This is a genomic window from Carboxylicivirga marina (assembly GCF_016612505.1).
GTDB classification, from domain to species: domain Bacteria; phylum Bacteroidota; class Bacteroidia; order Bacteroidales; family Marinilabiliaceae; genus Carboxylicivirga; species Carboxylicivirga marina.
This window is the reverse complement of record NZ_JAENRR010000046.1, coordinates 28,318-40,276: the sequence shown is the minus strand read 5'-3', so window position 1 is coordinate 40,276 and position 11,959 is coordinate 28,318. Positions and strand designations below refer to the sequence as shown.

The following is an 11,959-nucleotide window of genomic DNA, read 5'->3' as shown; positions in this document are numbered from 1 at the left end:
TAAACCCAAGGCATATAAGCAAAGAAAGGAATCTCAGCTAACTTTTGGATTTACTTAAAAAAATGGGGTAACTCCAATTATTTAAAACTTAATATTGCCAATCATTATTACCCTGAATTTGAAGAGCGATATGATATGGTAAAGTCGCGATGTGCTTTAAGAAGATTTATTGAGTACAATAAGATATTCTTTATTTCGGCAAGTACATCCATAAATAAGATGCTAACACGTGTTTTTCCTTCGCCTTTTTGAATGCGTTTAATCTGGTTACGACGCAAACTATCCTGGAAACTGATTAAGAAGTTTTGCTTGCTAATCATTTCATTTACCAACTCAAACTTCTGCTCTTTTTCAACATGGATGATGTGATTAAAATAACCCGACATCTCATCCAATAACTCTTGCAAATCGATACGTTGCGATTTGGTCATCCCTTTGTGTTGGTTTTCGATGTGTTCGTATAGTGGTTGCGTAATATTTGTTAAGCAGCCAATTAATTCGGTCAGGTAATCAAATGCCTGAATGAAATACTGACCTGAGTCGATGCCTTCTTCGGTTACTTTGGCGTATGCATAGAAGAATTTTGACTTACTGCTTCTTGTATATTTGTCTAACAGAAGCGCTTTGTTGTGTGCTTCATGCAGTTGCCTTACATCTTCGTCGATAAATCCTTGCAAGCTGAGGTAGAATATTTTAGATGCTTCCTGCAGGTTTCTGCGTATCTGCTCACTGCCTGACTCTTTTAAATGGTCGAGGTTGTTGTCTGCTTCATCCTGAAATTCTTCTTTTAGTAAGCGCTTTTCTTCTTGTTTTCGCGAATGGTACTTACGGGTTAAAAATAGTGTTACACCGGCAATTATACTTAAGCCGATGGCAGCTAACCATCCACCATACCAAATGATGTATGTAAATATAAAAGCGCCTATAAAAGCCAGGCATGCTGTGAAAAACCATCCGCCTAATATGGATAAAACACCCGATACCCGATACACTGCACTTTCGCGCCCCCAGGCCTGATCAGCCAAGGATGTTCCCATGGCCACCATAAACACCACAAAAGTTGTAGATAATGGGAACTGCATATAGGTACCTAAAGAAATAAGGATACTGGCTACAACCAGATTTACTGCAGCTCTAACATTATCAAAATAAATAACGCCATCCACTGTACTGGCTTCCATGGTGTCGTCTTTTTGATAACGTGAATCAAAGAAGTTAACAGCTTTCTTTGGAAGAATACTAATAACCAGGCTATGGAAATGTAAAAAGTTTCGCACAATAACACGCGATAGATGAGAGGGCTCAAAGCGTTCATAACCTGTAGTTTGTCTGCCCAGGTATACTTCGGTTTCGGTTACACTTCTGGCTTTTTTAGATTTAAAAAGCGTAATGGTCATGATTATAGCTGAGAGTGTAAAGATGCCCGTATAGGTATAATCATTAAATATATCTTTCCTCACGACATTGTCATTAATAAAGGCCATCGAGAAGGTGTCGGGTGATGAATGCCCTGATGCTATGTATTCTTTGAAGCTCTCAATAGCCGATAATGGGATGCCTATGAAATTAACCAAGTCGTTGGCAGCAAAGGACATGGCCAATGCGAAGGTGCCAAATAGTACAACGATGCGAGGCACATCGATATTAAACGATAAGCTGAGGAATAAAAAGATAAATGTTGAAAAGGCAAAAACACCAAATAAGATTTCAGTTTGAAAATAAACCACATGTTCGTACCAGTCGTAAGTGTCGAAAATACTGGTGTTGCCCAATCCCTTTTTTAGTATCATAAATACAATAACCGTGATGGCTAAACCACCAACCAGTGCAAACAGGTATTTAAATCGACGCTGATAATTAAAGCTGAAAATGGTACGTGTAATAAATTGCACAATAATACCTACCACAAAAGCCAGGAAAATGGATAGTAAAATACCGGCTAATATCACAAAGGCCTTATCGGTATTGATCATTTGCTCAACGGTGATGCCATCAATACGAGCCTCTTGTTTCTTAATGATCGAAAGCGCCATGGCGCCTCCAAGTAATTCAAATACAATAGCTATGGTTGTTGAGGTAGGGAAACCAAGTGTATTGAAACTGTCAATGAGAATGACATCGACCAGCATAACAGCCACAAACACAATCATAAGTTCTGTAAAAGCAAAACTGGAGGGGTAAATTACCCCCTTTCTGGCCACTTCCATCATGTTGGCCGATAACAAAGAGCCAATCAGTAAGCCAATAGCAGCAACCCAGTACACTAATCGTCGGCGAGCGGCTCGCGAGCCAATAGCCGCATTTAAAAAGTTAACAGCATCGTTAGAAACACCAACAACTAAATCGACCACCGCTAAAAGTCCAAGAAGTATAACTGCTATCCAAATTAATGTCATAATTACTATTGTTTAATGCCAAAGATAGGCGGATACTCACTCGTGACGAGAAAGTGAATGTTAAGTTTACGTTACTATCTCTTTTGTATGGCTTATTGCAAATGTATCTAATATCAGTCATGTAATGAAATGTACGCTTAACATTGTTTTAACATGCGCAATATTCTTGTAATAGGGTTAATAAGGCAATAATTCCTATAACTTTGTTGATGTGCGTTGGTATTATTTACACGAAACTAATGCTTACATGTGCTTTTGATAAAATGTCGTATAATTATGAAATCTCTTGAACCACAAAAAATAGCCGGCTTTGTAGCTATCGGTTTTCTAATATTGGCTTTTGTGTTTTTCGGTGTTAATTACTTCAGCCCAAATTTGTATTACTCATTAGCTATTTCGGTTCCGGTATTCTTTGCGGTATCATTTGCTTTGGTTAATTATTTTATCAACTCATTTATTTATAGTAAAATAAAGCCATTGTATCAGACTATTTATGGACGTGATAATAAGGAAGAAGAAGTTATTGAATCATCCGGGTCTGATGATATTTTATCAACTGTTAATCGTGAAGTAGTGAACTGGATGCACGATAGAACCCTGGAAATTCAAGAGTTAAAGCAAATGGAGAAATACCGGAAGGAGTTTCTTGGCAATGTATCGCATGAGTTGAAAACACCAATATTTAACATCCAGGGCTATATTCTGACTTTGCTCGATGGCGGTATTGAAGACCCAAATATTAATATGCGCTATCTCACGCGTACCGAAAAAAGTATCGATCGAATGATTGGTATAATCGAGGATTTAGAATCAATTTCAAAACTTGAAGCCGGCGAACTGGAACTGCATCCCGAGGTGTTTAATTTACATCAGTTGATAGATGATGTGTTTGAATTGCAGGAGATACGAGCCAGTAAACGTCGTATTAAATTGAGTTATGGCGAAGGAGGTGGTAATCAGCATTTTGTGATGGCGGATAAACAACGCATCTTTCAAGTTGTTAGTAATTTAGTAGTTAACTCGATTAACTATGGACGAAACGGAGGCACTACTGAAGTGAGCTTCTTTAATATGGATAATCGGATATTAGTAGAGGTGAAAGATACTGGCATTGGAATAGCAGAAGAAAGTCTGCCACGTATTTTTGAACGATTCTATCGGGCCGATAAGAGTCGAAGTCGCGAAGAAGGTGGTACCGGTTTAGGACTGGCGATAGTTAAGCACCTGATTGAAGCACACGGACAACGAATAAATGTAAGAAGTACAATAGGCCAGGGCACGGTATTTTCCTTTACCCTGGAAAAAGCAAATTAAGATTAAGATAATAGAACCATAACCTATACGAAACTATTTGTTAAACTCAATACTTACTTTCGTATGAAACTTTTTTATAATGAATGTAGAAAATTACAAAGTTCTTCTGGTTGATGATGAGCCTGATATAGTGGAGTTTATTAGTTATAATATGCGTAAGGAAGGTTTTCAGGTACTTACGGCCTCAAATGGTCAGGAAGCTATAGCTATTGCTGAAGCAGAAATTCCGGAATTAATCATCTTAGATGTGATGATGCCAGAGATGGATGGCATTGAAACCTGCGAAGAGATAAAGAAAATACCGGCACTAAAGAATTCAATTGTTGCTTTTTTAACTGCACGGGGTGAGGATTACTCCCAAATTGCGGGGTTTGAAGCCGGAGCTGACGATTACATCACTAAGCCAATAAAACCAAAGGTATTGATATCTCGTGCCAAGGCACTACTAAAGAGGTATCGTTTGGGTGATGCGGTGGCCGAGCCTGAAGATGGTGATGTTATAAAAATTGGAGAACTAGTTATTGATCGTGAGCGTTACCTGATTATAAATTCAGGCGAAGAGCTCATACTGCCAAAAAAAGAATTTGAATTGTTAGTGTTATTGGCCTCGAAACCCGAAAAGGTGTTTACCCGTGATGAGATATATAATTCAGTTTGGGGTGATAACATCATTGTTGGCGACCGTACCATTGATGTACACATTCGTAAATTGCGGGAGAAAATTGGTCAGGATCACATTAAAACTATAAAAGGAGTCGGTTATAAATATGTGATTTAGCAAAGCCAGTTGAAACCAGAACATATACTTGTTATAAAAATTGCGAAGCAATACCAATTTCCTTACTTTTATGCTTGCATTGAATTTGTTGAACATATAGATGTTCTTTTTAAAACGCAATCAAACAAGTATGAGAAAGATAATAACAAGTCTTGCCATTGTTGCTTTGTTAATTGGGGCAGGATGTAAGGATAAGCCTGCTGAAAAGGCTAAAAAACCAGTTAAAACGGCTGTTGTTCAAAAGAAGGTTGAGAAAGATACTGTTAAAAAAGAGGTAAAGCCTGAGATAAAAGAGGTAGAGCCAGAGCCGCCAAAGCCAGCCGATAAGTATTTCTTAATTGCTGGCAGTTTTGCTAAGCGACATAATGCAGATGTTTTTAAAAGCAAACTAATGGCCGATGGTTTTAATGCTCAGGTGATTGAGCGTCCTGGTGGTCCAAATGGTGAGTTTTACAAAGTATCATATAAATCCTTTTACGATCGTAAAGAAGCATATAGTGAGTTGCGGTCGGCCAGAAATAATGAAGGACGCGATGATGTATGGTTATTAGTTAAAAAGTAAAAGTATAGATACAAAAAAAAGAGCTTGCTGCAGCAAGCTCTTTTTTTTTCTTCCAGTTTAAATATTAGTTCGTTTTGAACTCATATTTTACTTCTTTTAAATCTTCATTGGCCTTCACAATCTTATCTTTCAGGCTTTCTTTGAAGTTAGCTAACTTCTGCGATGTTTCAGCATCACCCGTTGCAATCATTTGAGCAGCTAAAATACCTGCGTTCTGAGCACCATTAATACCTACTGTTGCTACAGGAATTCCCGGAGGCATTTGAGCAATAGATAATAAAGCATCCATACCATCAAGGCTGGCATTGATAGGTACACCAATTACAGGGATCTTAACCATCGAAGCAATTACGCCCGGTAAGTGAGCTGCCATTCCAGCTGCCGCAATAATCACTTTAATACCGCGATCTTCCGCACCTTTTGCAAAAGTTTCAACTTGAGCAGGTGTTCTGTGAGCCGAAAGAGCATTGATTTCGAATGGAATCTTCAGATCATTTAAAAAATCAGCCGCCTTCTTCATCACCGGAAGGTCAGACGTGCTCCCCATAATAATACTAACTTTTGGTTGCATAATCATCAATTTATTTGTTGTTAAAAATTCTCTGTAAGAACCTTTCGTTAATTTTTCCCGCCACAAAAATAATTAAGAAAGCATTATAATCATGTGGTTATCTTTATTTTTTATACTTTTGCAGCTTAAAATCCAGACTTTTATTTAATTATTGAAAAATTCACGAATGTAATTGTCTTCATATCAGATGGTAACATTGGTGATTGGTATTTTTTAAACCAAAATAAAAAAAAGAAGCGATGAGCCGAGTTAAGGTGAAAGATTTAGAATTTGAGTTGTCCATTCCTGAGGAGAAGCTATTAGCGGCTGTTGAAAAGGTGGCTGAACAGATGAATAAAGACCTTGAAGGTAAGAATCCTTTAATGGTTTGTGTGTTGAATGGCTCATTTATGTTTGCTTCTGACTTGATGAAGCGACTAACCATCCCTTGTGAGATAAGTTTTGTGAAATTATCGTCGTACTCAGGAACAGGTTCGACTGGTAAGGTAAAAGAACTAATCGGCTTAAATGAAAATATCGAAGGTCGTACCGTTGTTTTATTGGAAGATATCGTAGATACTGGTTTGACAATTATAAATACAGTTGAACAGGTGAAACAAATGGGCCCTGCTGATGTTAAAGTAGCTACCATGTTGTTTAAACCAGATGCTTGCAAGCGCGATGTAACACTAGATTACGTTGGAATGGATATACCAAATGATTTTATCGTAGGTTATGGTTTAGACTACGATGGTTATGGAAGAAATCTGAAAGACATATATACAGTAGTAGAATAACATCTATTTATTTAATAAGGAGTAACGAACATGCTCAATGTTGTCATCTTTGGCGCACCTGGATCCGGGAAGGGTACGCAAAGCAAATTAATAGCAGAAAAATTTAATTTAGCTCATGTTTCTACAGGGGAATTGTGTAGACGAGCTATTCATAATAACACGCACGAAGGCGTCATAGCAAAAAGCTACATCGATAAAGGTGAGTTAGTGCCGGATGAAACCATCATTGATATGTTGGATTCATTCTTAGAAAAGCTACCTATTGATAAAGGCATTATCTTTGATGGATTCCCACGTACTGTAGCCCAGGCAGAAGCGCTGATTGAGATTATGAAAGAGCACGGTACCAAGGTTAAGGTCTTACTAAATCTGGAAGTTGAAAGAGACGAGTTATTAGCTCGTTTATTAAAGCGTGCCGAGACAGAGGATCGTTCCGATGATAATATGGAAACGATTAAGAAGCGCCTGGAGGTTTATGAAAAACAAACACTGCCAGTGATTGAGTTTTATAGAAAGAAGCGTTTGTACAAGCCTATAAAAGGTATTGGAAATATTGATGATATTTTTAGTCGTATTTCTGAGGTGTTAAATAGTCTTAAGTAGTATAAATTGACGATATTAGAGCCACGGTAAGTTTATTGCCGTGGCTTATTGTGTTATAAAGAATTAGGTATGGCAAGTTCAAATTTTGTTGATTACGTAAAGATATTCTGTCGCTCTGGTAAAGGAGGAGCTGGATCAACGCATTTGCGTCGTGAAAAATTTGAGGCCTTTGGAGGACCTGATGGTGGTGATGGCGGACGTGGTGGTCATATCATCGTACGAGGAAATCGGAATACCTGGACTTTATTGCACTTGAAATACAAACGCCACGTATTTGCTGGTCATGGAGGCAATGGTAGTAAGCAGCGCTCAAGCGGTGGCGATGGTGAAGACCGTGTGATTGAAGTGCCATTGGGAACCATTGCCAAGGATGCAGAAACAGGTGAAGTGTTATTTGAAATTACCGAACACGATCAGGAGCTGGTTCTGGTTAAAGGTGGACGTGGTGGATTAGGTAACTGGAACTTCAAATCGTCAACTAATCAAACACCTCGTTATGCACAACCGGGTGAAGACGGTATTGAAATGGCTGCCATCCTTGAGCTAAAAGTTTTGGCCGATGTAGGTTTGGTTGGTTTTCCAAATGCTGGTAAGTCCACATTGTTATCTGTTGTGTCGGCCGCTAAGCCAGAGATAGCTGATTATCCCTTTACGACCTTGGTGCCTAATTTGGGCATCGTATCATATCGCGATCATCAATCATTTGCCATGGCCGATATTCCTGGGATTATTGAAGGAGCCAGTGAAGGAAAAGGATTAGGTATTCGCTTTCTTCGTCATATCGAACGAAATTCTATTCTTTTATTTTTGGTGCCTGCCGATGCTGAAGATATTAAAAAAGAGTATCAGATTCTTCAAAACGAATTGAAGCAGTATAATCCTGAACTGTTAGATAAAGGACGTATGTTAGCTATTTCTAAATCTGACATGCTGGATGATGAATTGATTGAGGAAATTGAAAGAGATTTACCTGATGTGCCTTATGTTTTTATATCTTCGGTTGCCAATAAAGGCATTACAGAATTGAAAGATATGATATGGGAACAGTTAATGGCGGCCAACGAATAAATCAGGATTTTAACAACTACAATAAGAGTCTTGCTAAGTGGCAGTTGCAAGAGAGTAAATTAAGAAAGCAATTTATTCTTAATGCCTGGTTGAGGCTGTCTGCTTTTCTTTCTGCTTTTTCATTACCATTTATAGTTTTCGAGCATTGGACTGTCAGTTTCTTTATCTGTTTTACAGTCTGCTTCGCTGTGTTTCTGTGGTTGGTGTGGCGAGCTAATAAAATCTCCAACCAACGAAATTATGTTGGGCATCGAATTGTACTTTTGCAGAAGGAACTTAAGTGTTTAAATGGAAATTGGGTTGATGAGCTTGATGGTAGTGAATTTATAGAGCCGGATCATAATTATGCACACGATCTGGATCTGTTTGGCAAAGGATCATTATTTCAATTCATCAATCGCACTTCAACACGAGGAGGGCTTTTGCAGCTTGTTTATAAACTCAAGAATCTTTCTCTATCTGCTGAGGATATTAAGCAAAAGCAGGAGGGAATTAATGAGTTATCAACACTCACAGAGTTTCGACAACATTTTTATGCTATGGGAGCACAAGTTGCCGAAGGTAATAAGCGTAATCGAAAACTAGATTTAGCTCAGCTGCCAGATTTAAGTTTTATCACTAAATCAGTAAAAGTGGTAATGTTTGTTTTTTTGCCTGTTGTTGCACTGTCAATTGTTTTAGTGAGTATGGGTCTGGCAAGTGGACAGCTATTAGGTGTTTTGTTTTTTATTGGTCTGGCATTAGTTGGGGCACGATTAAAGCAAATTAATAAAGTTCATTCTGAGGTTGCTTCTCTCGGTAACTATCTACAGCGGTATTCGGCCTTAATAAAACATGTTGAACAAACACCCCTAAATGCTGAATATCTCATTGCTTTAAAAGGTAAGCTGAAGGTTGATGGAAAGGCGGCAAGCGAGGTTATGTCAGAATTGGCAGGTCATATTAAACGGTTTGATCAGCGCTTGAATATGCTCTTGGGGGTTGTGCTTAATGGGTTTTTATTGTGGGATTTAATTGTTTGTCTGCAACTAAATACCTGGTATAAGAAATATGGAAAAGAACTTGTCAATTGGCTGGATGCTCTGCATGAAATCGAGGCAATGAATAGTTTGGCAACATTTGCATATAACAATCCTGATTTTAACTATCCGCATGTGTCTGATGCTAAAATATTCACGGCAACAAACCTTGGTCACCCTTTAATTCCACGCGGAGAGCGTGTTAATAATGATTTTCAGTTAGGGGTTAAAGACAGAATCTGTGTTGTCACAGGAGCTAATATGGCCGGAAAAAGTACCTTTTTAAGAACGGTTGGTGTAGCATTAGTGCTGGCAGGTAATGGCTGTGTGGTTGCAGCCGATAGCTTACACTATAAACCAATGCCATTTATAACCAATATGCGGGCCATTGATAATTTACTCAAACACGAGTCTTATTTCTTTGCCGAACTAAGTCGCTTGCAAATGATTTTAGAGCGGCTAAAAAGCGAAGGTGAATTGTTTTTTATTCTCGATGAGATCTTAAAAGGAACAAATTCATTGGATAAATACCAGGGATCCATGGCACTAATTAAGCAATTGCTAAAATTTAATGGATGTGGCTTAGTGGCAACACACGATTTAGAACTTGGTCAGCTCGAAAAACAAACCAACGGGCAAGTTTTCAACAATTGCTTCGAGGTAAATTTTAAAGATGAAGGTTTAAGTTTTGATTATAAACTCACAACGGGCGTTACCGAAAGTCATAATGCAACATATCTGATGGCTAAAATGGGGCTGATAACCAGTGAGAACATTAGGAAGTAGGGAGGTTGTGAACCGCAATTGTTAATAAAGAAATTACGAAACAATTCTTGTTTTAATTATATTTGGATGGTTTTCCTCAAGAAGAGAACCTTCACTTTTCCGATTTTTTAATTTTTAGTACAGGTGAATCAGTCTGGATTCTTGATTTCTAAAATCTTGATTTTTGCCTATTCACTTCGACTAATCCCGAATAATATCGGGGCAAATGAACTGTTTTAAATATGAGTAGTCAAAATACACAGAACTATTCCGAAGATGCTATCCGAACGCTGGACTGGAAAGAACACATCCGTCGACGACCGGGTATGTACATAGGTAAGTTGGGAGATGGAACTTTTGCTGATGATGGTATTTATGTGTTACTCAAGGAGGTAATGGATAATTCCATCGATGAATTTATGATGGGCAACGGTAAAAAGATTGAAGTTACCGTGCAGGAAGGACGTGTGACCGTGCGTGATTATGGGCGTGGTATACCTCTCGGAAAAGTGATTGATGTGGCATCAAAAATGAATACTGGTGCTAAATACGATTCTAAAGCATTTAAAAAATCAGTAGGATTAAATGGGGTTGGTATTAAAGCGGTCAATGCTTTAAGTAACGAATTTATCGTGCAAGCTTATCGCGAAGGCGAAAGTAAGCGTGTTGATTTTAGTCGAGGCGAAGTTGTTACCGACCATGAAATGATAAGCTGTAACGATAAGAACGGAACGTTTATTGAATTTGCACCTGATCCTGCCATTTTTGATAGTTTCCGTTTTCGTGACGAATACATCGAGACATTACTGCGTAACTACACATATTTAAATAAAGGCTTATCCATTGTTTACAACGGAAAAACCTTTCAGAGTAAAAATGGATTACTCGACTTATTAAATGAAAACATGGATGCCGAAGGTTTGTATCCAATTATTCATTTAGAAGGTGAAGATTTAGAGATTGCCATAACACATGGTAACCAATATGGCGAGGATTACTACACCTTTGTGAATGGTCAGCACACCACACAGGGTGGAACGCATCAGGTTGCATTTCGCGAGGCTTATGTAAAAACCATTCGTGACTTTTATAATAAAAGTTTTGATGTGTCAGATATACGTACAGGCATTATTGCTGCTGTCAGTATTAAAGTAGAAGAGCCGGTTTTTGAATCTCAAACTAAAACCAAGTTAGGTTCAAAAGATATAGGGCCAAACGGACCATCTGTTCGTAACTTTATATTAGATTTTGTTACCGAGCATCTGGATAATTTCCTTCATAAGAATACCGAAACGGCCGAAGCGCTTCAAAAAAAGATTATTGAATCGGAAAAGGAACGCAAAGCGATTTCAGGAATTAAGAAGCTGGCACGCGAACGAGCGAAGAAGGTGAGTTTGCATAATAAGAAACTACGCGACTGCCGTATCCATTATACTGATATTAAGAAAGAGGAAAATAGTGATAGTTCCATCTTTATTACTGAGGGAGATTCGGCCAGTGGTTCTATAACTAAAGCGCGTAATGTTAATTCACAGGCTGTATTTAGTTTGAAAGGTAAGCCGCTTAATAGTTTTGGCTTGACCCGAAAAGTGGTATACGAAAATGAGGAATTTAACTTGCTTCAGGCGGCTTTAAATATAGAAGATGGCCTGGATACCTTGCGCTATAACCATGTGATTATTGCTACTGATGCTGATGTGGATGGTATGCACATCCGATTACTACTGTTGACTTTCTTTTTACAGTTTTTCCCTGAGCTAGTAAAGAATGGTCACTTATATATTTTACAAACACCTCTTTTTAGGGTGCGTAATAAAAAGAAGACATTTTATTGCTATTCAGATGAAGAGAAGTTGTCAGCCATGAAAAAGTGTGGGCCAAAGCCTGAAATAACACGATTTAAAGGACTTGGTGAGATTTCGCCCGATGAATTTAAGCACTTCATTGGTAAGGACATTCGTTTAGAACCTGTGAGATTGAAAAAGGATGTGCCGATTAAAGATTTATTGTCGTTTTATATGGGTAAAAACACCCCCGATCGACAGAATTTCATTATCGATAATCTGGTAATTGAAGAAGACCTTGTTACTCAAGAATAAATAATTAA

10 protein-coding genes are annotated in these 11,959 nt (G+C 38.1%); 8 read left to right on the top strand and 2 right to left on the bottom strand.

Annotated elements, in window-relative coordinates; genetic code table 11:
* Positions 1-107: 107 nt before the first annotated feature.
* A complete protein-coding gene (locus JIV24_RS16465) occupies positions 108-2,396 on the bottom strand; it encodes an inorganic phosphate transporter (RefSeq protein WP_200466163.1) in 2,289 nt (762 codons plus the stop codon).
* 276 nt (positions 2,397-2,672) lie between these two features.
* Here JIV24_RS16465 and JIV24_RS16460 point away from each other — a divergent pair, with 276 nt between their 5' ends.
* From JIV24_RS16460 to JIV24_RS16450, 3 genes are all read left to right on the top strand, one after another.
* A complete protein-coding gene (locus tag JIV24_RS16460; protein ID WP_200466162.1) occupies positions 2,673-3,710 on the top strand; it encodes a sensor histidine kinase in 1,038 nt (345 codons plus the stop codon).
* A 79-nt stretch (positions 3,711-3,789) separates the two neighbouring features.
* Complete coding sequence (locus JIV24_RS16455; protein WP_200466161.1) at positions 3,790-4,488, top strand: response regulator transcription factor; 699 nt, start codon at positions 3,790-3,792, stop codon at positions 4,486-4,488.
* 130 nt (positions 4,489-4,618) lie between these two features.
* Positions 4,619-5,050, top strand: a complete 432-nt coding sequence (locus JIV24_RS16450; protein WP_200466160.1) for an SPOR domain-containing protein — start codon at positions 4,619-4,621, stop codon at positions 5,048-5,050.
* 64 nt (positions 5,051-5,114) lie between these two features.
* Here JIV24_RS16450 and purE read toward each other — a convergent pair whose 3' ends face one another.
* Positions 5,115-5,621 (bottom strand): 5-(carboxyamino)imidazole ribonucleotide mutase, encoded by a 507-nt coding sequence (gene purE / locus JIV24_RS16445; RefSeq protein ID WP_200466159.1) that lies wholly within the window; start codon positions 5,619-5,621, stop codon positions 5,115-5,117.
* A 239-nt stretch (positions 5,622-5,860) separates the two neighbouring features.
* On the opposite strand from purE, the gene hpt reads away from it, so the two are divergent.
* The 5 genes from hpt to JIV24_RS16420 all read left to right on the top strand — a co-directional run bounded on the left by hpt (position 5,861) and on the right by JIV24_RS16420 (position 11,951).
* Positions 5,861-6,397, top strand: coding sequence for a hypoxanthine phosphoribosyltransferase (hpt, locus tag JIV24_RS16440; protein ID WP_200466158.1), 537 nt, complete (start codon positions 5,861-5,863; stop codon positions 6,395-6,397).
* Positions 6,398-6,427: 30 nt separating this feature from the next.
* Positions 6,428-7,000, top strand: coding sequence for an adenylate kinase (locus JIV24_RS16435; protein ID WP_200466157.1), 573 nt, complete (start codon positions 6,428-6,430; stop codon positions 6,998-7,000).
* Positions 7,001-7,069: 69 nt separating this feature from the next.
* A complete protein-coding gene (gene obgE / locus JIV24_RS16430) occupies positions 7,070-8,068 on the top strand; it encodes a GTPase ObgE (protein WP_200466156.1) in 999 nt (332 codons plus the stop codon).
* Entirely contained in the window at positions 8,038-9,873 is a 1,836-nt protein-coding gene (locus tag JIV24_RS16425; protein WP_200466155.1) for a MutS-related protein, read from the top strand. Before obgE ends, JIV24_RS16425 begins: the two co-directional genes overlap by 31 nt.
* Before the next feature lie 221 nt (positions 9,874-10,094).
* Positions 10,095-11,951 carry a DNA topoisomerase IV subunit B gene (locus JIV24_RS16420; RefSeq protein ID WP_200466154.1) on the top strand — a complete coding sequence of 619 codons (1,857 nt, stop codon included), beginning with the start codon at positions 10,095-10,097 and terminating at the stop codon, positions 11,949-11,951.
* The last annotated feature ends 8 nt before the right edge of the window (positions 11,952-11,959 follow it).